At 69.5% G+C, this 25242-nt stretch carries 23 protein-coding genes and 1 tRNA gene; 18 read left to right on the top strand and 6 right to left on the bottom strand.

Translation table 11 applies throughout. The features are described from left to right. Positions 1–155: 155 nt before the first annotated feature. Both BUB75_RS34820 and BUB75_RS34815 read left to right on the top strand, forming a co-directional pair. A complete protein-coding gene (locus tag BUB75_RS34820; protein ID WP_073263369.1) occupies positions 156–1328 on the top strand; it encodes a hypothetical protein in 1173 nt (390 codons plus the stop codon). A gap of 88 nt (positions 1329–1416) precedes the next feature. Then, positions 1417–1493 (top strand) — tRNA-Ala (locus BUB75_RS34815). Between the two features lie 12 nt (positions 1494–1505). Here the strand turns inward: BUB75_RS34815 and BUB75_RS34810 are convergent. Continuing rightward, entirely contained in the window at positions 1506–2054 is a 549-nt protein-coding gene (locus BUB75_RS34810; RefSeq protein ID WP_073263474.1) for a P-loop NTPase family protein, read from the bottom strand. A 199-nt stretch (positions 2055–2253) separates the two neighbouring features. On the opposite strand from BUB75_RS34810, the gene BUB75_RS34805 reads away from it, so the two are divergent. Next, on the top strand, positions 2254–3117 hold the full coding sequence (locus BUB75_RS34805) for a haloalkane dehalogenase (protein ID WP_218617956.1): 864 nt from the start codon (positions 2254–2256) through the stop codon (positions 3115–3117). Here BUB75_RS34805 and BUB75_RS34800 read toward each other — a convergent pair. After that, complete coding sequence (locus BUB75_RS34800) at positions 3102–3908, bottom strand: inositol monophosphatase family protein (RefSeq protein WP_073263365.1); 807 nt, start codon at positions 3906–3908, stop codon at positions 3102–3104. The two genes, BUB75_RS34805 and BUB75_RS34800, sit on opposite strands and share 16 nt — an antisense overlap. Continuing rightward, complete coding sequence (locus BUB75_RS34795; RefSeq protein WP_073263363.1) at positions 3905–5095, bottom strand: ROK family transcriptional regulator; 1191 nt, start codon at positions 5093–5095, stop codon at positions 3905–3907. The genes BUB75_RS34800 and BUB75_RS34795 overlap by 4 nt, the downstream gene beginning before the upstream one ends. A 30-nt stretch (positions 5096–5125) precedes the next feature. Between BUB75_RS34795 and glgA the strand changes: the two genes are divergently transcribed. From glgA to BUB75_RS34780, 3 genes are all read left to right on the top strand, one after another. Continuing rightward, the gene (gene glgA / locus BUB75_RS34790; RefSeq protein WP_073263361.1) at positions 5126–6265 is read left to right on the top strand and encodes a glycogen synthase; all 1140 of its coding nucleotides are present in this window, start codon (positions 5126–5128) and stop codon (positions 6263–6265) included. A gap of 36 nt (positions 6266–6301) precedes the next feature. After that, complete coding sequence (locus BUB75_RS34785; RefSeq protein ID WP_073263359.1) at positions 6302–6697, top strand: VOC family protein; 396 nt, start codon at positions 6302–6304, stop codon at positions 6695–6697. A 112-nt stretch (positions 6698–6809) separates the two neighbouring features. Next, positions 6810–8018, top strand: a complete 1209-nt coding sequence (locus BUB75_RS34780; RefSeq protein WP_073263357.1) for a GNAT family N-acetyltransferase — start codon at positions 6810–6812, stop codon at positions 8016–8018. Here the strand turns inward: BUB75_RS34780 and BUB75_RS34775 are convergent. Then, a complete protein-coding gene (locus tag BUB75_RS34775) occupies positions 8015–8503 on the bottom strand; it encodes a GNAT family N-acetyltransferase (protein WP_084742086.1) in 489 nt (162 codons plus the stop codon). The genes BUB75_RS34780 and BUB75_RS34775 overlap by 4 nt on opposite strands. Before the next feature lie 114 nt (positions 8504–8617). Between BUB75_RS34775 and BUB75_RS34770 the strand changes: the two genes are divergently transcribed. Continuing rightward, positions 8618–9421, top strand: coding sequence for an SCO2525 family SAM-dependent methyltransferase (locus BUB75_RS34770; RefSeq protein WP_073263355.1), 804 nt, complete (start codon positions 8618–8620; stop codon positions 9419–9421). 2 nt (positions 9422–9423) lie between these two features. Here BUB75_RS34770 and BUB75_RS34765 read toward each other — a convergent pair whose 3' ends face one another. After that, complete coding sequence (locus BUB75_RS34765) at positions 9424–10329, bottom strand: GNAT family N-acetyltransferase (protein ID WP_143175611.1); 906 nt, start codon at positions 10327–10329, stop codon at positions 9424–9426. Between the two features lie 687 nt (positions 10330–11016). On the opposite strand from BUB75_RS34765, the gene BUB75_RS34760 reads away from it, so the two are divergent. The 9 genes from BUB75_RS34760 (at position 11017) to BUB75_RS34720 (ending at position 21344) form a co-directional block, all read left to right on the top strand. Then, positions 11017–12849: an SCO2524 family protein gene (locus BUB75_RS34760; protein ID WP_073263351.1), complete on the top strand. Its 1833-nt coding sequence runs from the start codon at positions 11017–11019 to the stop codon at positions 12847–12849. A gap of 6 nt (positions 12850–12855) precedes the next feature. Then, positions 12856–13773, top strand: a complete 918-nt coding sequence (locus BUB75_RS34755) for an SCO2523 family variant P-loop protein (RefSeq protein ID WP_073263349.1) — start codon at positions 12856–12858, stop codon at positions 13771–13773. Beyond that, a complete protein-coding gene (locus BUB75_RS34750) occupies positions 13770–14741 on the top strand; it encodes an SCO2522 family protein (protein WP_073263347.1) in 972 nt (323 codons plus the stop codon). Before BUB75_RS34755 ends, BUB75_RS34750 begins: the two co-directional genes overlap by 4 nt. A gap of 28 nt (positions 14742–14769) precedes the next feature. Further along, the gene (locus tag BUB75_RS34745) at positions 14770–15720 is read left to right on the top strand and encodes an SCO2521 family protein (protein ID WP_342761166.1); all 951 of its coding nucleotides are present in this window, start codon (positions 14770–14772) and stop codon (positions 15718–15720) included. A gap of 29 nt (positions 15721–15749) precedes the next feature. Further along, the gene (locus BUB75_RS34740) at positions 15750–16736 is read left to right on the top strand and encodes a DUF6879 family protein (protein ID WP_073263342.1); all 987 of its coding nucleotides are present in this window, start codon (positions 15750–15752) and stop codon (positions 16734–16736) included. Positions 16737–16813: 77 nt separating this feature from the next. Then, positions 16814–17470, top strand: a complete 657-nt coding sequence (locus BUB75_RS34735; protein ID WP_073263340.1) for a hypothetical protein — start codon at positions 16814–16816, stop codon at positions 17468–17470. A gap of 21 nt (positions 17471–17491) precedes the next feature. Continuing rightward, the gene (rsmI, locus tag BUB75_RS34730) at positions 17492–18361 is read left to right on the top strand and encodes a 16S rRNA (cytidine(1402)-2'-O)-methyltransferase (protein WP_073263338.1); all 870 of its coding nucleotides are present in this window, start codon (positions 17492–17494) and stop codon (positions 18359–18361) included. Positions 18362–18373: 12 nt separating this feature from the next. Further along, a complete protein-coding gene (locus BUB75_RS34725) occupies positions 18374–20302 on the top strand; it encodes a glycosyltransferase family 2 protein (protein ID WP_073263336.1) in 1929 nt (642 codons plus the stop codon). Further along, the gene (locus tag BUB75_RS34720; RefSeq protein WP_073263334.1) at positions 20235–21344 is read left to right on the top strand and encodes a hypothetical protein; all 1110 of its coding nucleotides are present in this window, start codon (positions 20235–20237) and stop codon (positions 21342–21344) included. Before BUB75_RS34725 ends, BUB75_RS34720 begins: the two co-directional genes overlap by 68 nt. A gap of 43 nt (positions 21345–21387) precedes the next feature. Here the strand turns inward: BUB75_RS34720 and BUB75_RS34715 are convergent, their stop codons facing one another. Then, complete coding sequence (locus BUB75_RS34715) at positions 21388–22413, bottom strand: hypothetical protein (RefSeq protein ID WP_143175610.1); 1026 nt, start codon at positions 22411–22413, stop codon at positions 21388–21390. A 116-nt stretch (positions 22414–22529) separates the two neighbouring features. Between BUB75_RS34715 and metG the strand changes: the two genes are divergently transcribed. Both metG and BUB75_RS34705 read left to right on the top strand, forming a co-directional pair. Then, positions 22530–24320, top strand: a complete 1791-nt coding sequence (gene metG / locus BUB75_RS34710) for a methionine--tRNA ligase (protein WP_073263330.1) — start codon at positions 22530–22532, stop codon at positions 24318–24320. Then, positions 24317–25138: a TatD family hydrolase gene (locus BUB75_RS34705; RefSeq protein WP_073263328.1), complete on the top strand. Its 822-nt coding sequence runs from the start codon at positions 24317–24319 to the stop codon at positions 25136–25138. The genes metG and BUB75_RS34705 overlap by 4 nt, the downstream gene beginning before the upstream one ends. Positions 25139–25242 lie beyond the last annotated feature (104 nt).

Raw genomic sequence — 25242 nt, 5'->3', positions numbered from 1 at the left:
GGCTGTTCGGTGAGGGGGCGTGACCGCCGAGCGCCTACGACGTTGCTCAGGTCGGTAAGCAGACACGCCCATTGAGTTCCGCAATGTCCTGGACTACCCCTCGTAGCCTCGAACTACGAGCGTGTAATTCAGTCGGAACTGGGGAGGGAGGGGCTATGCCGTCGTCTGTCCTGCTCGCGCTGGTCGTTGCTGCCGGGGTATTGATCCTGATGCCGGCCCTGGCCCACCGCTACGACACCGCACTGCGGGGTCAGGCGGAGCTTCGTGCTTCGTCGATGCGGGTGCTCCCTCGTGAGCGGCGGCGCCGGACCGTGCCGTCCGGAGGGCCGGTGCGGCCACCGACGTCGCTGATCGTTCCGGCCGCCGTGCGGACGGTTCAGGGGATCTCTGCTGATGGCCGGGACCTGACCGCGGTGCGCGCGTCGCTGGTCCGTGAGGTGATCCGGGACGGCGCGGCCGGGCCGCGCGCCCGGGTGCGGGTTCGTCGTCCGTCGGTGGGCGACCGGCCGGCCAGCGCGATCCCGGTGAGCGCGGCGCCGGTCAGTTCGCCGGTGGCTGCTCGGCAGGCCGGGGGGCCGGGGGCCGCTCGGCAGGTGAGCGGGTCGGCAGGCGTCCGGCAGGCCGGCGGGTCAGTGGCTGACCGGTCGGCGGCTGACCGGGCGGCTGACCGGTCGGCGGCTGCTCGGCCGGTGAGCGTCGCTCCGGTTCCGCAGTCGTCGCCGACCGTGGTGCCTGCGGCGGCGGTGCGGCGTGCCGCGGAACTCCAGCGGGCTCGTCGGCGTCGTCTCGTCCTGCTGCTGGCGCTGCTGGTGGCCGGCCAGGCGATCGTCGGGTTCTTCGCCGGGCCGGCGTTCTGGGCCGGTGCGGCGATCTCCGGGCTGGCGGCCGTGGGTCTGCTCGCGCGGCTGCGGCGGATCGCCGCCCAGCGTCAGCGCCGGGAGGCCCAGGAGCGGCACGCGCAGGTGCTGGTCGCCCGCGCCCGGCAGCACCGGGCCGAGGCGTTCGTCCGGCGTGCGCTGCGCCAGGCTCCGGCCGGGGTCGAGCGCGAGGCGTGGCTGGGGCCGGAGGCGGTGCGTCAGGCCGCAGGCTGGCTCGCGCTGCCGCGTGCCGAGCGTGAACGGCCCGCACGGGACGTGATTCGGGTGCTGGCCGCTGCCGGACGCGAGGTCTACTTGGCCGCCGACGGCTCCTGGGCGGTCCGTCCGGTCGCGCGGCCGGGTGCCGGTTCCTCGCCGGCGGCGCGACGCGACGCCGTCCGCCGGGACGCCGTCGCCCGGCGCCGCACGCGGACCGCCGACACGTCCCTCCCGCGCGTCGTCAACGGCTAACGCCCGTCGGCCAGCCGCCAGTCGGCGGGCGCCCGGAGGTGGGCATGCGAAACCACCTCCGGGAGCCTGGTAAGGTAAATCCCGGCTCGGGGCTGTAGCGCAGTCCGGTAGCGCACCTCGTTCGCATCGAGGGGGTCAGGGGTTCGAATCCCCTCAGCTCCACCAAGCCAGTGCAGGTCAGAGGCCGGTTTCCTCCTCGGAGGCAACCGGCCTTCTTGCTATTCGACCGTGCACGGGGGAGGCCAGGAACTGGTTGGCGCGGCGTCGGCTCGTGAGCTGCAGGTAGGTGGCGTGCGCGCCGTGCTCGGCCAGGAGAGCGGCGACCCGGGGCCGCATGCTGCGCCGATACCCGAGGACGTACTTGAGGAACGACCAGCTGACCCGGTCGTGGACGCCGTCGGTGTGCTGGCCGCCACGGTAGCGCCAGCGGCGCTGAGCGACGCCCCAGAGGCAGGTCCAGGCCGGTAGGTCGAGGAAGACGACGGTGTCGGCGCGTTCGAGCCGGATCGGCAGGGTGGAGGCGTAGTTGCCCTCGATGAGCCAGCGGTCGGCGGCGACGAGTTCGCGCTGGACGTCGGCGAACTTCTCCATCGGGGTGGGGTTCCAGCCGTCGTCGTAGTAGAGCGCGTCGAGGTGGGCGACCTCGAGCCCGAGGGCTTCACCGAGCCGGCGGGCGAGGACGGTTTTGCCGGCGCCACCGCAGCCGATGACGGCGATCCTGTCCATGCCCTCGGACGCTAGCGAACGCCGCCGACCGGCACCGTCGTCGATGGCCACGCCGACGGCAGGTTCACCGCGCGGGTGGACCCGGCCGTGAGCATGCTGGCCATGGTGGACAACGAGCGCTACGTCCGCACGACCGTCAGCATCATCACCACCGCGCTGAGCGTGCCGTTGACCGGAGGACAAGCTACCGTCGGTGGACGTGAGGCTTCCGGTCCTCGACTCATGGCTCCACTACTCCGAACACGGCGCCGGGCCACCGGTCCTGTTCCTGCACGGCAACCCGACCTCGTCGTACCTCTGGCGGGACGTCATCGGCCCGGTCGCCGACGCCGGCTACCGCTGCCTGGCCCTCGACCTGATCGGTATGGGCCAATCCGGCAAACCGGATCTCGGCTACCGCCTGGTGGACCACCTCCGCTACGTCAACGCGTTCCTCGACGCGCTGGATCTGGACGACGTGACGCTGGTCGGCCACGACTGGGGCGCGGTCATCGCCCTGGACCTGCTGCGGACCCGCCCCGACCAGATCGTCGCCGTGGCGTTCTGCGAGGGCCACCTGCATCCGATCGAGCGCTGGGCGGACCTGGACGCCGGCGGCCGCGAGCTGTTCGGGCGGCTGCGGACGCCCGGGGTCGGCGAGCAGCTGGTGCTGGAGGAGAACTTCTTCGTCGAGACGGTTCTGCCGAGCGGCGTGCTGCGTCGGCTCACCGACGACGAGTTGGACGCCTACCGCGCCCCTTACCCGGACGCGGCGAGCCGTCGGCCGCTGCTGCAGTGGCCACGTGAAATCCCGATCGAAGGCGAGCCCGCCGACGTGACGGCGGTGGTCCGCACGAACCAGCGCACGATCGCCGAGTCGTCAGCACCGAAGTTGCTGCTGCACGGCGAACCGGGCGCGGTGGTCGGCGCGGCCGAGGTGGCGTGGTGCCGCGCCCACGGCCAGAACCTCGACGTGGTCAATGTGGGCCGCGGCTCGCATTTCCTGCCCGAGGATCTCCCCGGGCCGATCGCCGAGGCGTTGTGTGGATGGCTGAACCGACAGTTCGGTCACCGCGGAACGTAGACGCGATTCCATTCCGCGGCCAATGCCTCGTGAATCGCACCGTTGGAGAGCAGGCAACCGTTGACCGGGCGGTCGTACCGCTGGTCGGCGCCGGTGCGGTCGGTAACCGTCCCACCGGCCTCTCGCACCAGTAGACAAACGGCGGCGACGTCGTGCGCGGCGGTGCCGCTGTAGAGATCGGCGTCCCACGCTCCCTCGGCCACCTTGCAGCCGGAGAAGACGCTCGGCCACGGGAACCGGCGGGGTTCGGAGTCGAAGCCGGCGCCGGTGGTGACCCGGAGCAGGCCGTCCGCGTTCAGACCGCTCGGGGACGCCACTGTGCCCGCGGCGCTGACCGTGGTCGGCGCGGTGACGCCGTCGTGCGCGGACACCGTCAGCGGGGTGCCATCGCGGTAGGCCCCGCCGCCGTGGCCGGCCCAGTACGACTCCCGCGTCGACGGGTTGTGAGCAACGGCGACCACCGGCCGACCGTCGAGCACCAGCGCGATCGACACCATGAAAACCGGGATGCCGAGGATCAGCTGCTGGGTGCCGTCCACCGGGTCGATGACCCACGTGCGGTCGCCGCCGGTGACGTGGCTGGCCTCCTCGCCCTGTACGCCGTCGCCGGGAAATCGCTCCTGGACCGCGCTGATGAACCGGTCGTTGATCTGCCGATCGGCGGTGGTCACCAGGCTGCGGTCCGCCTTGGCCTCGACGCGATAGCCGTTCGCGACGATCTGCCGGATCTCCTGACCGGCGAGCGTGGCGAACGTCCGGGCGAAGTCCAGCTCCGCCTCCCAGCCGGTCATGCGGCTGTCCAGGGCGTCATGAGCGTGGCCGGGTCGTCGAGGAGGACGGCGTAGACCGACTCGGCTGCGCCGACCAGCCCGGCGTCGTCCCCGAGTGTGCTGGTCTCGATCGGCGGCAGGTCAGACCGGTGGAGCGGCAGGCAGGCCGCGGCAGCGGCCTCGTGTACCCGTTCGGACGCCGCGGCGAAGAGCGTCGCGGCGTGCCCGGCGAGCAGGACCAGGTCCGGGTCGACGGCCGTGACCAGCGCGCCGATGCCCCGGCCGAGCGCGCTCGCCGTGCGAGCCACCGCGTCCCGCGCGCTCCGAGAGCCGTCCGCGAGGACCTCGCCCGCGACCGTCTCGGCCGTCCAGGGCGTGGCGTCTCGGCCGGCGGCCTCGGCCAGGGCCACCTGGTCGACCGAGGTCTCCCAGCATCCCCGGTTCCCGCACCGGCAGAGCCGGTCGCCCGTACCGAACGGCAGGTGACCGTACTCACCGGCCAACCCGCGACGCCCGGCGACCAGACGGCCGTCGGCGAGCAGCGCCCCGCCCAACCCGACCGCGGCGTGCAGGTACAGGACCGTGCCGACCCCTCGGGCCCGGCCGCGGACGCTCTCGGCCAGCGCCGAGCTGTTTGCGACGTTGTCGATGCGGGCGCGGCGGTCGGCCGGCAGCCCGAGCCGGTCGAGGACGTCGAGATCGAGGTCGGCCCATCCGAGTCCGGGCGCGGAGAGGACCCGCCGGGTGCGGCGGTCGACGAGGCCATGCATCGCCACCCCGACGCCGGCGTGGCGGCCGGTGAGCGTGTCCAGCCGGCGCGCGAGCAGGGACCGGGCGGTGTCGAGCACGGCGTCCACCTCGCGGCCGGGCAGCGCCTCGGTGGTCACGTCGCAGGGAGCGCCCCCGATCGGGATGGTGGCGGTGCGAGCGGCGTGGGTCGTGATCTCCAGCGCGACGACGACCGGGCCCTCCTCGGCCGGGCCGAGCCGCGCGCTCGGGCGGCCACGTCGACCGGTCGTCTCGGCGGCGCGCTCCCGGACGAGTCCCAGAGCGTCGAGATCGGAGACCAGCGCGCCGACCGTGGCGCGAACGCACCCCAGCCGGCGACCGAGCTCGGCACGGGTCAGCGGGCTGTCAGCCTCGTGGACCGCCCGCAGAGCCCGGGACAGGTTGGCGCTGCGCAGATCGGCAGCCGTTGACGTCCTCACGCCGCCGATTATGCTCATGGCGTGAACATAATGCCAGTGGGCATGCTGACCCGGGAATACCCACCGTTCGTGTACGGCGGCGGCGGTGTTCACGTGGAGTTCCTGGTCCGGCACCTGCGCCGCAGCGGCGTCGCCGTGGACGTGCATTGCCTGGGAGAACCGCGCCCCGGCGCGGCCGCGTACGCCCTGGGCGACCTCGGCGGAAACCCGGCGCTCGACGTGCTCGCCGGAGACCTGGCGATCGCCGGCGGGCTCGGCGGCGCGAGCCTCGTTCACTCGCACACCTGGTACACGAACATGGCCGGGCACTGGGCCGCGCGGCTCCACGACGTTCCGCACGTCCTTACCGCCCATTCCCTGGAGCCGCTGCGTCCGTGGAAGGCCGAGCAACTCGGCGGTGGGTACCGGCTCTCGTCCTGGGCCGAGCGCACGGCGATCGAGAGCGCCGACGCGGTGATCGCGGTCAGCGCGGCCATGCGGGCCGACGTGCTCGCGCAGTACCCGGTGTTGGACCCTGCCCGCGTCGTGGTCATCCGGAACGGCGTCGACCCAGATCTGTACTTTCCGGACCCCGATCCGGCCGTCCTCCGGCGGCTCGGCGTGGATCCGGCCCGGCCGTACGTCGCGTTCGTCGGGCGGGTCACGAGGCAGAAAGGCTTGCCGCACCTGTTACGGGCCGCCCGGCTCGTCGACCCGGACGTCCAATTTGTCCTGCTGGCTGGGGCCGCCGATACTCCGGAAGCCGCGGCCGAGGTCCGGCAACTGGCGGCCGAGCGCGCGGGCGTCGTCCTGGTTCCCGAGATGCTCCCTCCGGACGACGTCCGGCAGGTCCTGAGCAGTGCCGCAGTGTTCTGCTGTCCCTCGGTGTACGAGCCGCTGGGCATCGTCAACCTGGAGGCGATGGCGTGCGGGACCCCGGTCGTCGCCGGTGCGATGGGCGGCATCCCGGAGGTGGTCGCCGACGGCGTCACAGGCACGCTGGTCCCGTACGACGCGGCCGACGAGCAGTCCTTCGAACGGGATCTGGCGGCCGCGATCACCCACCTGGTGGCCGACTCCGCTACGGCCACCGCGATGGGAGCGGCCGGCCGCAGGCGCGTACTCGACGAGTTCGGCTGGGACGCGGTCGCGGCCCGGACAGCGGCTCTCTACACCGAGGTCCAGGGCTGATCCGCAGTGCCACCGCCGCGTCCGTAGGCTGCGAACGTGCACATCGAGTCGTTCGCGATCGTGGTGGAGTCCTATGACCCGGCGATCGAATTCTTCACCGAGGTTCTCGGCTTCGAGTTGGTCGAAGACTCACCGGCGGTGACCACCCACGGCGGCCGCCCGAAGCGCTGGGTCGTGGTCCGGCCGCCGGGCGCGCAGACCGGCATCCTGCTCGCCCAGGCCGACGGCGAGCGTCAGGCTGCGGCGGTCGGCGACCAGTTCGCCGGCCGGGTCGGTTTCTTCCTCCGGGTGGACGACTTCGAGGCGCACTACGAGCGCATGCGGGCAGCCGGGGTGGAGTTCGTCGGCGAGCCGCGCGACGAGCCCTACGGACGGGTCGTCGTGTTCCTCGACATCGCCGGTAACCGCTGGGACCTGCTGGGCCCTCGCTAGCCCGCGCGGTACGGCGTCCGGCGCGGCCACGGATGCCTAGCGCGAATGGCGTCCTTGCGGCGCCGCGAATACCGATAATGGACCCCGGGGTACGCGCGGTGACTGGGGGGTCATGACCACAGATGCCACGGTTCGGTCTGCCACGACCGCCGACTTGGACGCACTCGCGGAGCTGCACGGGTTAGCGGGGCCCGGCCTGGGCGCGCCGCCACCGGATACTTCTGAAGGCGTCCGGTTGGCCGAGGTCGGCAGTGTCCCAGTCGCCTACCTGGTGGTCGAGCGGCCGCCCGGTTCCCACGTCTTCTTGTCGTCCCTCGTCGTGCATCCGGAACGGCGGAGCCACGGCGATGAGAAACTGCTGATCGCCGACGTGCTGCAGGAGGCCAAGGGGCGCGACGTCCGCGATCGGCCGGCAGTCTCGATGCAGGTAGCGGTGGACGACACGGACCTGCTGCATGCTCTGTTCGAACAGGGGTTCGTCGGACGGCGAGCGCTGGACAACCTGTTCGCGCCCGGGCGGCACGGCCTCTACTGCGTCTACAAGAGCCGGTACGAGTACCTCGACCCGGATGAGCGGTACCTCCTCGCGCTGACGTCCTGGCAGGCCATTCAACGCCTGATCGACGAGGAGAGCTACGCGGTCACCGGCGCGTACCACCTCGGCGGCCGGCGGGTGCTCGAGGTGGCGCGCTTCGAGAACGAGGACATCGCCACGCTCCAGTCCGACGAGTCGATGGCGGGCATTGCGTTCGCGGCCGGCATCTTGGCGGCGATCACGTTCGTGCTCGGCTTCTCGTTCACGTCGGGGAAGTACCCGGACGACATCAAGGTGCTCCTGCTCGGCGCGGCGTTGACGACGACGCTGGCGCTGATCATCTACGCGAACACGTCGGGCGAGCTGGCGCGGCTGCGGTCCAATGCATTCGTCGACAACATGAAGTGGGGCAACGTCCTCTCGGAGTACGGCGGAGTTCTACCGTTCGTCGTCTCGCTCGAAGTGACGTACGCGCAGCTGACGCCGTCCTGGGTGCCGGCCCTGATCACCGGTGGGGTGGCCTCGGTGGCGTTGGGCTGCTACTTCCGGTCGGGTTTCTCGCTCGCTAGCCGGTTCACCCAGTCGGTGTGGACCCACCTTCTCACCGCTGTCATCGTCATCGCGCCCGCGGCCGGCGCCGTTGTCGTCCGGTACTCGCCGATCAGCTGGCCGTGGACGCTGGCGTTCGCGGGCTCCCTGATCGCCCAATCGACGGTCTTCCTGTTCGCGCGCCGGAGCGAGGCGGGAACCCGAGATGGCATGCAGCGCTGGCAGATCCGACGCTAATTCAATCGCCGTTTCATCAGTATCCGGTCCTCGCGCTCGCCGAAGTGGTCCGGGAATCTGCTGACCTGCTCGTACCCGAGGCGCTGATAGAAGCGGAGCGCCGTCGCATTCTCTGGGTCTACGGTCAGTACAGTGGCCGATACTCCCGCGCGCGCCAGAAACAACTCCACCTGCGCGGTGAGGTTGCTTCCTATCCCACGCCGCTGGTGGTCCGGTAGAACGCCGGTCGACAATATCCATCCCTGTAAGACTTCGTCCTGCCTCCGTGCTGCGATGGCGTATCCAACGATCTCGTTGTGGAAATCAGCAATCAAAAAGCCGTCGCCACAAATGTCCAGTGCCTGAACGAAGAAGAAGCCTGGAAACAGATCGTGCCCGGCGAAGGCCATGGCGTCGACGTGGATAACTCCGAAGAGGTCCTCCCGGCGGCACTGCCTGATTCGGTACTCAGGCGGTAGGGGCGCCGTCGGGTCATGGTGCTTCATGCTTGCCCCCTGCGGAGTCCACAGTGTGTGATCGCGCCCGTGCCATCCGTGATTCCATGATAGGACTGGTTACTGGCCGGTTACTGCAGCGACCGACGTCGAGCGGAGCCACGGGTGACACAAGACGACCGATCCGGGGCGGGGCCGGCTGTACGAAACGCCGATGCCGACTGGGATCGCTTCGACCCGTCGTCCTATGTAGATGACAACTACCTGCAGGTCCGCGACGACGACCGACACATCCTACGGGTAGTCCGGGACTTCTTCACTGACGCCGGATTCAGGCGCGGTCGGTTCGGGATCCGGCGGGGTGAACGAACCGCGGTGGACGTCGGCACCGGTGCCAATCTCTACCCGGCGCTGGCGATGCTGCCGTTCGTCGACCGCCTGGTGCTGGTCGAGCGTGGCGCGGCGAACGTCGCCTGGCTGGACCGGCAGCAGGCAGAGTTCGACGACAACTGGCTCCTGTTCTGGAACGAGTTGACGACGAGGCGGCCTTATCGCCGCGTGCGCGATCCGCGGCAGCTGTTTCGACAGAAGGCGCACATTCGTCACGATGACTTATTTCGGCTGAAAGGTCGGCAGTACGACTTGGGGACGATGTTCTTCGTCGCTGAGTCGCTGTCGACCAAAGAGGCGGAATTCATCGGTGCGATGGAGTCTTTCGTCGGATCGCTGCGCCAAGGTGCGCCGTTCGCCACGTCGCACATGGAAAACTCTCATGGATACAGCGTGCACGGCGTGCCGTTCCCGGCGCATGCGGTCGACAAAGCGGCCGTTGAGGACGTGCTCACACGCGTCGCGACGGACGTGTCGGTCCAACGCGTTCCGTACGGGGCGGACGGGTCGTTGCGAGAGGGGCACGAGGCGATGATCGTTGCGACGGGCCGAGCGGGGCCCCGAGCTGTTCGCGAGTAGCGCTACTCGCCCTTCAGCCGCGGTACGTCCACGAACGTGTGCTGCTTCATCACCAGGCGGGAGAGGTTGAGACCGTGGTGGTTGTCGTTCCGCTCGATCTCCCGGTAATCCAGGTTCTTGTAGAGCGTCACCGCCGGCACGTTGTCCGGGTCGACGGTCAGCATGACCTCGCTACAACGCTGGCTCTTGAAGTAGGTCTCCGCAGCGTCCATCAGGTGGTAGCCGACGTGGTGCCCGCGGTGCTCGGCGTGCACGGCCACCGACATGACCCAACCCAGGTCCGGATAGCGCGCGTCGAGAACGGCGAGGAGGTACCCGACCACGGCCGGGCCGTCCGCTGAGTGACTCTCGGCGACGAGAAAGCCCCCGCCCAGCACCGTGGCGAGCTGTTCGAAGAACAGCACCGGATAGGGATCGTCGCCGAAGGCGCTGAGTTCGACGCCGTACACGCCGGCAAGGTCGGAGGCGCGAAACTCTCGCACGCGATAAGGGCCGAAGGTCTGCCCGACATACGGCTCGCGCGGAGGCGCCGGCTTCTTCGGGTCGACCTCACGGGATCGTTCGGCGAGGTATCGCATCGCCCTCGCGTGCAGCAGCTCATCGACGCCGCTGCGGGCGTGCGCCGGGTTGACGGCCGAGGACAGCACGACCCCGTGATCGGGGTGGGCGGCGTCCAGCATGGTGACCGAATAACCGACTACTTCGCCGCGATACTCGGCAACGACGAAGCCTTCCCCAAGAATGTCGGCGAACTGCCCGAACAGGAATTGGGGGTAGACATCTGCTGTAGCAAACTTAGCGCAGGCGATGGCATATACTGCGTCCAGGTCACGCGTCTCGCCGACGCGAACCAAATACCCGTCAGAGCTTGATTCGGTCGTCGCCTGCTCGTGGATGGCCGCAGTCACGTCGTTCCTTCGCAGTAGTCGTAGACAACTGAACCTACCACCCGTCCAAGGCGCCGACTGTGCGCGCGGTGACACTGTCGACTACAGCGGCAAGAGCGATTCTTACGCTCCTGCAGCCGGAGCCTCAGGGGCACTGGCTGGAGATCTTGCACCCGCTCACGTCGCGCGCGCAAGCAGCCGCGCGACCTGGGCACAAGCCTGTTACAAGCCTTTCGTCCGGCCGCAACGTTCATCCGCAGCTCACGCCTTCCTTAGCGGACGGATTGTCGGGCACTCGATCGTGTTACGGCTCGTACGGGGTTCGGGTTCACTCTCGCCGCTAGTGCTCGACAACTCCCGTGTGTGAGGTTTGTTGATCGCTTCTCTCTATGAGTTGTTTATCCCCTTTGTTGGTTCTGCAAACCATAGGACTTTTTGAGTGTGATGGTGCGCGATGAGCCGTCCAATGCCTCATGACTGATCAATGTACGCGGGGTTGATCAGATGTCCCGTGAGAGTCATGAGTTTGCACGGGTCGCCCGTGTGAAGTTCGTCGGTCGACGGGCAATGGGCGTCCGTCGGTCCGTTCTGTACGGCGTGCCCGGTGTAGTAGCGTGTTAAACGGTCGCTTGTGGCGCATCTACCGTGGCGGCGGCGGCTCGGCGTTCGCCATTGACGTCTCGGATGGGGGAGGGTGGCGATGACGCGATGAGAGTGCAGCCACGGCAGCAAATCCTCGACATTTGGCGCGCGGTCGCGAGCCTCGGGGTAAACGGCGAAAAGGCCGGCGGCTGGAAGTGGGGCGGCCGCGACGGGCGAAACTCCATTTCCGACGCGGAGCAACTGCTCTGCATCATGCATCCCGCTTCACTCGTCAACATCTTCCGTCTCGACCAGCCGGACGAAACGGACGACGAGGCGGCCGACGCGCTGCGGAAGATCGGCGACAGCATCGACATTCCGCGCCGTCTGATCCGCTACTTGACCGAATATCTGCACGAGTACGTCGATACTGATGGCGCGCCGGATTTCTCCGGCGGCTCGTACTTCAACGCCGATGATCCCGAGAAAATCTCCGACGAACAGCGAAAGCTGCACGTCGTCGACGCGTACTCGATGTCGATCACGCTCACGCTGGCCACGATCGGTTTCGTCCGGGTCCTCCGGGCCAGCCTGACCCGGCAAGAGTTGATCGACGAGGCGAAAGAGCTGGAGCGGCTGGCGAGCGTCCGGCTGAGCGCGGCGATGGTGGGGTTGCTGCGGAGCTTCACCGTCAACGTGTTCGAAGAGGGCTCGCTTCCCTGGCAGACGCTGATCGGCACGGTCAACCAGCGTCGGGCGCCGGAGGCCCAGGTCGTCGAAGACCTTCAGACCCGCCTCAAGGAGGTCCGCGCCGGGCTGCGTGACCTGAGCATCGGTTCCGGCCAGCAGTCCGAGCTGGAGAAGCCGAACCTGCTGTTCGAGTGCGGCTGGACCTGGGGGACGCTGCGCGGCGCTCCGGAGATCGAGACCACGGAACCCGTCGGGGTGCAGCGCGAGGGCCTCGCGCAGCGCCGACCGCTGCTGTACTTCACGACGATCGCCCTGGCCGGCATCGTCGACCTCACCAGCGAGCGAACGCGAGTCCTGCGCCTGCTCAACGAGGAGCAGCAGCGGCTGGCGGCAGCGCTCCAGCTCCGGTACGACCTCGTGCGCTCGTACTGGGCGACGATCGCGAGTTCTGAGTCCGAGCGCTGGCCGCTCGAAGACATTCCCTGGCGGACCAGTGACGGCGAGGAGTCGGAGTACTTCAGCCTGCTGGTCACCTCGCTGGTCACCCACGACCTCGCGCAGCGGAAGGCGCCCGACAGCGACCTCGAGCGGGTGCTCAGCGTGCTGTTGGAGCTGGCCAGCCGCGGGCGTGTCACCCGTCGCCCGCTCGCCCGCGACCAGGCGCTCGACCTGCACGACCCGGGCGTCCCGCTGCGCCTGGCCGGCAGCGACACCGAGGGCGGCCCGTCGCTGACCTGGGTCGTCTCCGACTTCTCGGTCATGCTCCTCAAGCGTGTCATCACGCTGGCCGGCCTGACGCGGAGCCCCGAGTTGCGGAGCGACCTGGGGCGCCTGGCCGACCAGGTCTGGGATCACCTGGCGACGCGGCGGATCGCGCGGCCGGAGGGCTCACTCTGGGATCAGCCCGCCGAGGTCTTCGGACGCGGTGCGACCTACACCCAGCCGTCCTGGTACCAGACCGAGCGGGTCATGGAGTGCCTCGTCATGATGGCGGACCTGGTGCTCGACAAGCCGCCGCGCAGCGACCTGCTGCTGCAGACGGCCACCCACCAGATCAGCGAGGCCGCGCAGCTCCTCGACCGGGAGTTGTTCAGCGGCTCGCTCGAGGCCGGTCCGGCGATGCGTGGAAGCATGCAGCGGCTGCGAGCCCACCTCCGCCGTGCCCAGGAGATCGTCAACGACAAGCCGGCTACGGCGTCCGCGTTGGTGGCGGACGTACTGCGCGGCCTCGACGAACTCGACGCCGCCCGCCAGAGCGCTGCGGAGTGAGCGGACATGATCGTCTTCGCGACCTCGGACAAGGGCGGTACCGGCCGATCGGTGACTGTCAGTAACGTCGCGTATCGTCGCGCGCTCGACGGCATCAACGTGTGCTATCTGGACTTCGACTTCGGATCGCCGACGGCGGGCGCGATCTTCCAGCTCAGCGACGTGGCCCGGGGTGTGAAGAAGCGTCCGGGGACGCACACGTACCTGCGGGGCGGCGCCAGCGACCCGATCCAGTGCGACATCTGGAAACAGACCAACCGCGCGGAGCTCGACCGGCCCCGCGGCGCCGGTCGGCTGGTGCTCCTCCCCGGCGATGAGGGCGGCGGCGAGTTCGCGCGCCTGCCGGGGGACGCCGCACGCTGCGCGACCCTGCTGGCCAACCTCGACGACGAGTTCGACCTCTGCATCGTCGATCTCAGCGCCGGCCGGTCCTACGCGACCGAGCTCGTGCTGGAAGCCCTGACCGACCCCGCGCTCGGCCAGGTCGGGTGGCGCTGGCTGGTGTTCCACCGCTGGACCAGGCAGCACATCATCGCCGCGAACGGACTGGTGTACGGCGAGCGGGGAATCATCGACGGCGGGAAGACCATCGGTCTGGACGGTGCGGCGCTCACCAACGCGATCCGGTTCGTTCGTACCGCGGTCGTCGACCCGGACTCGGACCAGCTGTCGGGCCTTCGTGCGGCCCAGGTGGCGTGGTTGCGCAGGTGTAATCGGGAACTGCAGGAGCTCGCCGGCCGGCACCACCTCGGCCGGACGAACCTGCTCGGCAGCATCCCGCTCGATCCGGTCCTCCAGTGGCGGGAGCAACTGATCCTCGACGACGACGTGTACGCGCGGCAGGTCGCCAACAGAGCGACGATCGAGGCGTTCATCGCGCTCGCCGGGAAGCTCGCCGAAGACGCCCGGTGGGAGCGCCTGTGAACGCCGTCGAGGCGACCTACGGCGAAGCGTCAGCGCGCGGCAAGGTGGACTCGCTACCGCTGTCGCATCTGTCCATCGAGCTGGGGCACCTCTATCGCGAGGACTTCCGGCCCGGTAAGGATCTCGTCGACCATTTCCGCCGGGTCGCGCCGTGGGTGGAGAGCGCCACCCGGGCGTTCGGCTCGCCGTCCGAGCGGAACCGCACGCGGGTCAGCACCTGCTTTCTGATCGACGACTACTTCGCGCCGTTCAGCACGCCCGACGTCGTCATCCCGGCGTTGCAGGAGGCAGCCGCGGCCGCCGGCGTCCGGATCGACTATCTGGCCAGGGAAGCGGCCTGCGCCGTCTCCGACGACGTCGAGTTGGCCTCGCTCGTCATGGATCGCCTGGTACCGGAGCCCGCCGTCGGTGACGATGGGTCACGTCCACCCGCGACCGAGACCGGCTGGCTGAGCAACGGCACCCGCTCGCCGATCGGCGGCGGCGAGGCGATGGGCCGAAGCCGTGGATGGGAACCGCCGCGACAGAATTCCGCGCGCCGCCACTCGGTATTCGTCGACGTCGAGCTGTGGAGCGAAGAACCCAAGAGACGAGTCTGGTCCTGCGCTTTTCTCGCCGCGGTGTGGCAGTTGGTGCGTTTGGGAGTGCTGCGTTTCAAGGGCGCGCCGGTCTCCGTTCCACAGCCATTTCGGCCGGAGTTCATAGATCAGTGGGAGAATCTTCCGGCTGTTGTTCAGTTGAATCCCGACGCCGATCCTTTTTGTGCGTACCAAACACTCTCCGTGCTCTCGACCCGCTTCTTGTTGACGGAGCAGGCGGTGCGCGTGATCCTCAGTCAAATTAATGTGGACGATGCGGTGGCCGCCGAGATCACTCAGCGAAGTGTGGCCGAAGGTTTCCGTCTTCCGGGCGAAATCGTCAACCGCATCAACTACGTTTTTGATGGGAGCGTCGTCGGCGACCCATAGCCGGCCGTGACTGGAACCGGGGGCGAGAGTGCTGGTGCTTGGCGAGATACACACAGGACTGCTGCGGCATTCCGCACCAATCACGAACGCGATGGCGCAGCGCGTCCTTTCGCGTCGTCTGGGCGATGCTGTCCGGTCTTCCGTCCGACCGGTTTCTTATGTCGTTTCCCCGGACCTCTACGACGGCCTCGATTGCCGGTTGAGCACCGCCTCCGGCGCGGGCCCGCGCGCGGTCGGCACCGCGGCCTCGTTCGCCGCGATCACCGGCGGGCAGATTCTGCAGACGGCCACCACCGTGACCGCCCAGCGGGGCGAGACCAGCCGACGGATGCCGTGGTCCCACTACCTGGCGCGGCCGGGTGTGATCGAGACGCTCGGCTCGTTCCCGGACGAGCGCGTCGCCACCGGCTGGCCCGCCGCCGACACTCCCAACCTCGGTGCGATCGGTAAGCGGTTGTTCAGCGCGGTGCAACGCTCACCTGACCTGGGCGGAAGGCCACCGTTCCGGGCCACCCGGACCCGGCTGCGGTGGGTCCTGACCGAGGACGCGGACAACCCGCGGATCGAATTCTCGATGGAGTCCGACGAACTGCGGACCGTGCGGATGGCGGGCACCGGCCTCCAGCCCCGCGAGGTGGCCGACTTCTGTGCTGACCTGGCGCTGCACGACTGGCTGCTCAGCGTGCTGCTCGACATCATCGACCGGAGCCGGCTCGACTCGTCCGGCGATCGGATGACGGTCGACCCGCTCCGGGACGCGATCGACAACGTGCTGCACCACTGGATGCCCGCTGCCCGGCTGGGAGGCGGGATGCAGCCGTTCTGGGACGGCGTGGACCGCGCCTCCGGCCTGACGCGGCAGTGGCAGGCGCAGGTCGAGCGGATCCGCAATCACCTCGCGGTGCGCATGCTCGATCGTCTCGACGTGACGGCGCAGCCACTCGAGGGCTCCCTGCGGTCGGCGGCGGGAAACGTATGAGCAGGGACTCGCGGGGCGCGAGGAGTCCCATGGGGACGAGCAACGCACGGATAGCTCGGCGGATCATCGTCTCGTTGGGAATCGGCGGCCTCACCTACGGCCTGACCACGCTCACGAATCGCAGCGGCTCGGGCAGCGTCGATCAAGCCGCGCTGACGTCGCTGACGCTGTCGGTCTTCCTCGGCGGCGTCGTACTCGTCGTGCAATTCCTGATGGAACTCGAAGGCCGGTTACGGGCGATCGAAGAACGGCAGATCGAGCACGAGCAGAACATTCACGAGTTGGTCAATCGCGCCTTCATGCAGATCAGTGAGTCCGCGCGCCTGTTCGGGCTGCTGGAGGAGACCGCGGCGCGCTCCGATGCGGTCACGCAGATGGTCCAGCATGCGATCCTGATCAAGCCTGGTGAGCCCGCCCTCGTGTACCAATTCGCGCAGAACGAGATCAACCGGACGTCGTCGTTCTTGAAGGCCCTGGCCGCGGGTGAGGCGACGTACGAGGGTGAGGACCGGGACTGGCTGATCGGCCTGACCGACTGCACGCGCACGCACATCGACGCGACGAGCTTCGCGACCGTGGACGGGGGCGGTGACAGCTTCGGCAACGGCTTCTGGCAGAGCGCGCTGGGGCGTCGGTATCTGCAGGCCCAGCAGGACGCCCGCCGCCGCGGCGTCACGGTGCGGCGGATCTTCATCTTCGACAAGCCCGACATGGTGACCGACGAGGGCTTCGGCGACATCTGCGCGATGCAGCGCGCCGCGGGCATCGAGCTTCGAGTGCTCGACTACCACCGCATCAACCAGTCCCACATGGACCTGCGTGACTTCATCATCTTCGACGGTGAGGTCAGCTACGAGACGGTGGCCTCGTCGAGCCGGGTGGACCACGCGGTCCCGGCGATACTCAATACCAAGCTGGTTCTCGATATCGGCCAGCTCCGGAAGCGGGCGGCTGATTTTGAATATCTGTGGTCGCTGGGGAAGTCCCTGGAGGAATACCTCGTGCCCGCGGTCTAGGAGGTGAGGTCTTATCGGTAGCCGTTACTAGCGTCACTCGGGTATTGGCGCTGTCGACGATAACCGGGTGAGGGGCCGTGATCGATCCGTACTTCGTCTTTGTCGCGCTACTGTTCAACATTCTCGGGACGAGCGTCTACGTCCGAAAGGCCTTACAGGGCCGGGTCAAGCCGCACTTGGTCACCTGGACGTTGTGGGCGATCGTTCCGTACATCGCGTTCGTCGCTCAGCTCAGCGAGGGTGTGCATCTTCCGGCTTTCATCACGCTGGTCGCCGGGGTCAATCCGACCCTCACCCTACTGGTTTCGATGCGTAGCAGATCTGCGCACTGGCGGACCTCGCGCTCGGATTTTGTGTGCGGTGTTTTCGCCGCGCTGGGCGTTGTCTGCTGGGGTGTGTTCGCCGACGCCCGGTACGCGATCGTATTCGCGATACTCGCTGACGCCCTAGCGGCTATTCCGACGTTCGAGAAGTCGTTCACGAACCCGGAGAGCGAGAGCTGGATTCAGTACGCGTGCCTCGCGATCAGCAGCCTCATCGTGTTGGCTTCACTGGATACCTGGAGCTTTGCCGGCTACGGCTGGGCCGCGTATCTGGCGCTGCTCGGCGCGGGTCTCGCGGCGACGATCCTGGTGCGCGGCCGCCGATTGCGCGCCGAGGGTCCGGTCGTGGTGCGCCGGGCCACCCGCCGGGTCAACGACGACAACTCGGTACCGGCGCAGCCCTGGCGCTAGACGCGCGTCGATACTGGGGCGGTGAGCGCTCAGGGCAGGGTCATCCTCGCAGGCGTGCCGTTGGGTAATTCGGGCGACGCGACCGACCGGCTCAAGGAGGCGCTGGCCACCGCCGACGTCATCGCGGCCGAAGACACCCGGCGGGCGCGCCGCCTGGCGTCCGATCTGGGCGTCACGGTCACCGGGCAGATCGTCCGCTACGACGACGTCACCGAGCAGCGGCAGACCGACGGCCTCCGCGACCGGGCCGCCGCGGGCGCCACCGTCCTCCTGATCACCGACGGGGGCATGCCCAGCGTCTCGGACCCCGGATATCGGCTGGTCACCGCCGCGATCGCGGCCGACATCCCGGTGGCGGTGCTGCCCGGGCCGTCGGCGGTGACCACCGCGTTGACGCTCTCCGGCCTCCCGTCCGACCGGTTCTGCTTCGAGGGCTTCCTGCCGAGCGCGCCGGGAAAGCGAAAGTCCGCGTACGCGGCGCTGGCCGCCGAACAACGCACGATGGTGTTCTTCGAGTCGCCCCGGCGCATCGGCTCCTCGCTGGTCGACGCGGCAGCGGCGTTCGGCGCCGACCGGCCGGCCGCGGTCTGCCGCGAGCTGACCAAAACCCACGAGGAGGTGCGCCGGGGGACGCTCGGTGCGCTCGCCGAGTGGGCGAAGGACGGGTTGCTCGGCGAGGTCACGGTCGTGATCTCGGGCGCGCCGCCGCCCCGGCCAGAAGACGCGCCGGACGCTGCCGAGCTGGCGCGGAGGGTGGCGCTCGCCGAGGCCAGCGGTGTGCCGCGCAAGGAGGCGATGCGGGCGGTCGCCGCCGCGGTCGGCGTCCCCAAGAGCGTCGTTTATGACGCAGTGACCGCGGCCAAGAACGACCCTAGCGTCCGAAATACGTGATATGTACTAAGCGTGAGCGAGCCGCCCCTCGGAGAGCTGCTCGTCGACGCAGGCCTCATCACCCCGGCCCAGCGTGACTGGGCCCTCGACACCCAGCGCCGCACCGGATCACGCCTCGGCGCGATCCTGGTGGCCGCGGGAATCGTCCGCCGGCAGGCCCTCTACCGGTTCCTCGCCGAGCGCTGGAACTGCCCGTTCGTCGACGTCGCCGGAAGCGCGCTCGACCCCGCGCTGCTCGGCCGGGTCACCCCCGAGCAACTCGCCCGCGAGGGCTGGATCCCGATCGGCCGCGGCCCCGCAGCCCGCGGCCCCGCAGCCCGCGCCTCCGCGGCCGAATCCGCACCCGCCGCAGACGCGGTGCTCGTCGCCACCGTCGACCGCCCCACCGCCGCTCGAAGAGCCCACATCGAGAAGACCCTCGGCGAGACCGTCGACCTCGGCGTCACCACCGAGTGGGACCTGATCCAGGGCCTCCACCGCGGCTACCAGGAGGTCATCGCCGACCAGGCGTCGCTCGGACTCTGGCGCCGCAACGCCACCCAGTCCGCCAGGACCGTCCTGCTCCCCGCGCAGAAGGTCGGCCTGGCCGCCGCCGTCGCAGTCATCGTCGCCGCCGCAGTCCTGGCCCCCGAAGCTACGGCCGCCGCCACGATGGCGCTGCTCAGCGTCATCCTGCTCGCCGGCGTCGCGTTCAAGTTCGTCGTCTGCATGGTCGGTGCCCGCCACGAGCGGGACGAGACCGTCACCGACGACGACGTCCGCGCGCTCTCCGACGAGAACCTGCCGATGTATACCGTGCTCGTCCCGGTCTACCGCGAGGCGAACGTCGTCTCCGACCTGCTGAAGAACCTCGGCGACCTGGACTGGCCCAGGGAGCGGCTGGAAGTGCTCCTGCTCCTCGAGGCCGACGACACCGAGACGATCGCCGCCGCGCGCGCCGCCGATCCACCGGCCACGTTCACGTTCGTCGTGGTCCCCGACGACCTCCCGAAGACCAAACCCAAGGCCTGCAACGTCGGCCTTTACCTGGCGCGCGGCGAGTACCTGGTCATCTACGACGCCGAAGACCGGCCGGACCCCGACCAGCTCAAGAAGGCGCTGCTCACGTTCCGGCGCGGTGGTGACGACCTGGTCTGCGTCCAAGCGGCGCTGAACTACTGGAACGCCGACGAGAACTGGCTGACCAGGATGTTCACCCTCGAGTACTCGTTCTGGTTCGACTACATGCTGCCCGGCCTGGAGCGGCTGCGGCTGCCGATCCCGCTCGGCGGCACGTCCAACCACTTCCGGGTCGACGCACTGCGCGAGCTCGGCGGCTGGGACCCGTTCAACGTCACCGAGGACGCCGACCTGGGCATCCGTGCCGCCGCGCTCGGCCGGACCGTGGGCGTCGTCCACAGCACCACGTACGAGGAGGCGAACCGGGCGGGCGGGAACTGGATCCGGCAGCGGTCCCGCTGGATCAAGGGCTACCTGCAGACGCTGCTGGTACACGCCCGCCGCCCCGGAACGCTGATCCGCGCCGCGGGTACCCGGCAGACCTGCGCGTTCGTCCTGCTGATCGGCGGTACCCCGGCGACGTTCCTGGCCACGCCGCCGCTCTTCGCGCTGTTCGCCGTGTCGCTGTTTCTCGCGCCGGGCGCGCTGGCTGCGGTCTTTCCGGGGTGGGTGCTCTGGCTCAGCCTGGTCAACCTGCTGCTCGGCAACGGGCTGATGATCTACGTCTCGATGATGGGCGCGTTCAAGCGCGGCCGGTACGGCCTGGTGCTCTGGGCGCTGCTCAACCCGGCCTACTGGCTGTTCCACTCGGTCGCCTCGTACAAGGCCCTCTGGCAGTTGGTGACCAAGCCCCACTACTGGGAGAAGACGCTCCATGGCCTCAGTACTGTCGCTCCCACCGGCAGCGCTGCCGGGCTGGAGAAGCAACCGGTGGCCGGCTGACCCGACGGCCCGCTGGGCGCTCCGCGTCGCGTGTGCCCTGCCGCTGGTCGTGCTGGCGGTCGTGGCCGACGCGAGCGGATACGTCAGCAGCGAACATCGGCTGCTGGAGCGCCAGGCCGACGCCGTCGTCGACGGTGGCGCGGCGCTCGGCGGACTGGGCCACGCGTACCCGCCGGTCCCGACGTTCCTCGCCGGGGTACTGCCGGGCGGTGAGCTCGCGCTCTCGGTGGTCGCCGCGCTGTTCGCGGGCGTCGTCGTGCAGGTGCTCGCGGAGCGTCTGGTGCTCCGGCGGGTGCCCGCGGTGGTCGCGGTTCCGCTCCTGCTGACGCTGGTCGCCGCTCCGGCAGCCGCGTTCGTGGCGTCCGAGGCACTGCCCGCGATCGCCGTGACCGCGCTGTTCGCGCTGGCGATCGACGGGTTCACCCGGTTCGTCATCGACAAGGACACTGAGGGCGGTTTCGTCGCGGGCCTGTCGGTCGCGGCGGCGGCCGGATTCGATGACATCGCGCTGGTGTTCGCGCTCGCTCTGGCGGTGGCCGTTCCGTCGATCGCCGGCGCCCGGTACCGCGCCGAACCGGGCTCGGCCGCCGCGACGCTCGCCGTCGTGCTGTTCCCGGTCGCGTTCGTCACCGCCGCCTGGGCGTTCCTCGAGTGGCGTTTCACCGGCGAGCTCGACACCGCACCGTTCACGTTCCGCGGCGGCGTCCTGGAGAGCTTCGACACCGCGGCCCGCACCGTCCTGACCGGCCTCGGACACGTGCCGCTCTACGTCCTCGCCGCGGTGCTGCACGCCTGGCGACGCCCCACGTCCCTGGTCGGTTACCTCGCGCCGGTGCTCGCGCTGGTCCTCGGTGCCTGGCTCGGCCTGGGCTACTCGCCCGCGCTGGCGTACGTCCTCCTCGCCTACACCGCGGTCGTGACCCTCCGCCGCCCGGACAATCGCCTGGTAGCCGGCCTGCTGATCGCTGTCGCGATCCTGCAGATCGCGCTGTCTTGGTGGTGGGTCCCGACGATCCCCTCAGCGTGGCTCTCTTCTTTCTGACGCCGCCCGGCCGCGGTTTTCCGCTCCGGGCACCACCGGCGCCTTAGAGCGCGGCGACGAGGGTGATCAGGGCGAGCGCGGCGGGGCCGCCCAGCGACAGCGCCCAGAGCATCGCGACCTTGCGGGGGCCCGCGCGGCGCAGCCGCTGCACTCCGGTGGCAGCGCCGGTGCCGATACCGCAGGCCAGCACCGCAGCGAACCCGAGGATCCAGCGCAGGTGCAGACCGGCGACCGGCCCGGCGTAGGCGACGTCGCCGCTCGTCAGAACGCGTGCCCGGACGGTGCTGCCCGGCGCCCGGTCGGACGGGTCGAGGTCGGCGAGCCGGACCGTCCGGATGAACGCACCATCGGCGGCGACGAACCGGGCCGAGCAGCGGTCGCCGAACGTCTGCTCCTGGCAGCGGACGACGGTCGCGGTGCCGGTCGTGCCCACGCCGTTCGCCAGCCAGAACGGCGCCGCGCTGACCCAGCCGAAGAACGCCGCGAGCAGCCCGAGCGCAAGAGCGGACGCGAGCCCGGTCGCGGGGTGCCGCAGCCCGTCGTGCGCGGGAGTGGCCACGGTGTCCTGGCCGCTGCTGTGCGCGGCACCGCGGCGCATCGAGGGCCGGGCGCTCCGCTCACCCACCACCGGGCCGCCGCCCGCCAGCCCGTTCCCGTCCACCGGCCCGCCGCGCGCGTCGCCGGCCCGGCCCCTTGCGCCGCCCGCGCGGTCTCGGTCGCGGAGCAGGAGCGCTAGTCCGGCGTCCACCCAGCGGTCGGCGGTGCCTCGCGGCGCGGCCCGGTAGAGGACCAGCGGCTGCCCCGCGGTACGCGCCGGTGCGTCGGGCAGATCGAGCGGGAGCGCCTGTGCGCCGGCCATCTCGTCCGGTGACGGCGGTTGATCGTCGGCGTCCGTAACCGGATCACCGGTCGGGCGGGCGCCGGGATCCGGCGCGTCCCACTCGAACAGGACCGGATCCTCCACGGCGGCCGACGCGGGTGAACCCGCGAACGTCGGCACCTCCGTGGACAGAGCCGACGCTTCCTCGGCCGGTCGAGCATCCGCTGCAGTGTTGTTGCTGGTGCCCACGGATCCATTGGAGCGCGACCACCGCCCGTAATGACGGATAGTTCCGTTTGTCGGCGTGGCGGGTGCTGTGGCCTATCGCGGAAAAACGTCTCCTACCGACGGCATAGGCTTGGGGCATGACCCGTCACATCCTCACTGCGGTCGCGTGGCCCTACGCCAATGGCCCGCGGCACATCGGCCACGTCTCCGGATTCGGCGTCCCGTCGGACGTATTCAGCCGGTATCAGCGCATGGCGGGCAACAAGGTGCTCATGGTCTCGGGCACCGACGAGCACGGGACGCCGATCCTGGTCCAGGCCGAGCAGGAGGGCGTGACCGCGCGCGAGCTCGCCGACCGCTACAACCGAGTGATCGTCGACGATCTGCAGGGCCTGGGGCTCTCGTACGACCTGTTCACCCGCACGACCACGCGCAACCACTACGCGGTGGCGCAGGAGCTGTTCAAGACCCTGTACCGCAACGGGTACATGATCGAGAAGACGACGAAGGGCGCGATCAGCCCGTCGACCGGCCGCACGCTGCCCGACCGCTTCATCGAGGGCACCTGCCCGATCTGCGGCTATCCGAGCGCCCGTGGCGATCAGTGCGACAACTGCGGCAACCAGCTCGACCCCACGGACCTGATCGACCCGCGCTCGAAGATCAACGGCGAGACGCCGCAGTTCGTCGAGACCGAGCACTTCTTCCTCGACCTGCCCGCGCTGGCCGAGGCGCTCGGTGCCTGGCTGCAGACCCGCACCGACTGGCGGCCGAACGTCCTCAAGTTCTCGCTGAACCTGCTCGACGACCTCAAGCCGCGGGCGATGACCCGGGACATCGACTGGGGTGTCCCGGTGCCGCTGCCCGGCTGGGAGGACAACCCCAACAAGCGGCTCTACGTCTGGTTCGACGCGGTGATCGGGTACCTGTCGGCGTCGGTCGAGTGGGCGCGCCGCTCGGGGGAGCCGGACGCCTGGAAGTCCTGGTGGTGCAACCCCGAGGCGTCCTCGTTCTACTTCATGGGCAAGGACAACATCACGTTCCACTCGCAGATCTGGCCGGCCGAGCTTCTCGGCTACGACGGTCGCGGGTCGCGCGGTGGTTCGCCGGGGGCGTACGGGACCCTGGAGCTGCCGACCGAGGTCGTCTCGAGCGAGTTCCTGACGATGGAGGGCAAGAAGTTCTCGTCGTCCCGCCGGGTCGTCATCTACGTCAACGACTTCCTGTCGCGGTACGACGCCGACTCGCTGCGGTACTTCATCGCGGCGGCCGGTCCGGAGAACCAGGACACGGACTTCACGTGGACGGAGTTCCGCCGGCGCAACAACGACGAGCTGGTCGCCGGCTGGGGCAACCTGGTCAACCGGTCGATCTCGCTGGCCGCGAAGAACGTCGGTGCGGTGCCCACTCCCGGGACGCTCACCGAGGCGGACGCCGCCCTGCTCGACACGTCGAAGGCCGCGTTCGCGTCGGTCGGGGCGCTGCTGGAGCGGTCGCGGTTCAAGGCGGCGATCGGCGAGGCGATGCGGGTCGTCGGCGAGGCGAACAAGTACCTCTCCGACCAGGCGCCCTGGTCGCTGAAGGATCCTTCGACGCACGAGCGTCGGGACACCGTGCTGCACACCGCGCTGCAGGTCGTCGACGACTGCAAAGCGCTGTTGACGCCGTTCCTGCCGCACTCGGCGCAGAAAGTGCACGAGCTGCTGGGAGAGACCGGCGTCTGGTCGGGCTCGCCGGAGATCCGCGAGGTCTCTGAGGAGGGCGGACCGGACTATCCGGTCATCTCCGGTGACTACGCGGCGGCGCAGGCACGCTGGGCGTCGCGGCCGATCGAGGTGGGGCGTCCGCTGGCTCCGCCGAAGCCGGTGTTCAAGAAGCTCGACGAGTCGATCGTGGAGGAAGAGCTGGCACGGTTGGGGGGCGAGTGAGCCCTCGCGAGGGTTCGGCGCCGCCGGATCCCGAGCCGCTGACGACGGCGGTTCTGGACAGCCACACCCACCTCGACGTGCAAGGCGGTGACCCCGCTGCGGCCCTGGCCAGGGCCGCAGCGGTGGGCGTCACCCGGGTCGTCCAAGTGGGCTGTGACGTGCCGTCGTCGGTCTGGGCAGCGGACCTGGCCGCCTCGTACCCGTCGGTGGCGGCGACCGTGGCGATCCACCCGAACGACGTTCCCGGCCTCACCGATCTGGACGCCGCGCTCGCGGAGATCGAGAAGCTGGCTGCCCGCCCCGAAGTCCGCGGGATCGGCGAGACCGGGCTGGACTACTACCGCACGGGTCCGGAGGGTGTCGCAGCGCAGGAGGAGTCGTTCCGCGCGCACATCCAGCTGGCCAAGCAGTACGGCAAAGCGCTGGTGATCCACGATCGGGACGCCCACGACGACGTGTTCCGCGTGTTGGAATCCGAGGGCGCGCCTGAGAAGGTCGTCTTCCACTGCTACTCCGGCGACGAGGCCATGGCCCGGCGGTGTGCGGACGCCGGCTACGTGATGAGCTTCGCGGGCACGCTGACGTTCAAGAACGCCCAGAACCTTCGGGACGCCGCCGCGGTGGCGCCGCGGGAACTGCTGCTGGTGGAGACCGACGGGCCGTACCTGACGCCGATGCCGTACCGCGGGCGCCCCAACGCTCCGTATCTGATTCCGTTGATCGTGCGGGCGTTGGCCGAGGTTCGGGGAGAGGACGTGGACGAGCTGTCCGCGGCGCTCTGGGCCACCGGCGAACGCGTCTTCGGCCCCTGTGGATAGCCGGTCGCGACGTGATCCGGGGCGTGAGTAAGTCCACGAAAGTGACCTCGCAGCGCGCTACAAACCGGACGGCGCTGGGCCTAGATGTCCTGATCGTGCCCGGA

It is taken from the genome of Cryptosporangium aurantiacum (assembly GCF_900143005.1).
GTDB lineage: Bacteria > Actinomycetota > Actinomycetes > Mycobacteriales > Cryptosporangiaceae > Cryptosporangium > Cryptosporangium aurantiacum.
Note: the sequence above shows the minus strand (reverse complement) of the source record. Positions and strands in the feature narration are given on the sequence as shown.

Excerpts from the sequence above, each read along its gene's own strand:
- BUB75_RS34755 (WP_073263349.1), top strand. The coding sequence starts at position 12,856 with ATGATCGTCTTCGCGACCTCGGACAAGGGCGGTACCGGCCGATCGGTG.
- BUB75_RS34810 (WP_073263474.1), bottom strand. The coding sequence starts at position 2,054 with ATGGACAGGATCGCCGTCATCGGCTGCGGTGGCGCCGGCAAAACCGTC.
- BUB75_RS34775 (WP_084742086.1), bottom strand. The coding sequence starts at position 8,503 with ATGAAGCACCATGACCCGACGGCGCCCCTACCGCCTGAGTACCGAATC.
- BUB75_RS34820 (WP_073263369.1), top strand. The coding sequence starts at position 156 with ATGCCGTCGTCTGTCCTGCTCGCGCTGGTCGTTGCTGCCGGGGTATTG.
- glgA (WP_073263361.1), top strand. The coding sequence starts at position 5,126 with ATGCCAGTGGGCATGCTGACCCGGGAATACCCACCGTTCGTGTACGGC.
- BUB75_RS34800 (WP_073263365.1), bottom strand. The coding sequence starts at position 3,908 with ATGACCGGCTGGGAGGCGGAGCTGGACTTCGCCCGGACGTTCGCCACG.
- BUB75_RS34760 (WP_073263351.1), top strand. The coding sequence starts at position 11,017 with ATGAGAGTGCAGCCACGGCAGCAAATCCTCGACATTTGGCGCGCGGTC.
- BUB75_RS34740 (WP_073263342.1), top strand. The coding sequence starts at position 15,750 with ATGGGGACGAGCAACGCACGGATAGCTCGGCGGATCATCGTCTCGTTG.
- BUB75_RS34780 (WP_073263357.1), top strand. The coding sequence starts at position 6,810 with ATGACCACAGATGCCACGGTTCGGTCTGCCACGACCGCCGACTTGGAC.
- metG (WP_073263330.1), top strand. The coding sequence starts at position 22,530 with ATGACCCGTCACATCCTCACTGCGGTCGCGTGGCCCTACGCCAATGGC.
- BUB75_RS34720 (WP_073263334.1), top strand. The coding sequence starts at position 20,235 with ATGGCCTCAGTACTGTCGCTCCCACCGGCAGCGCTGCCGGGCTGGAGA.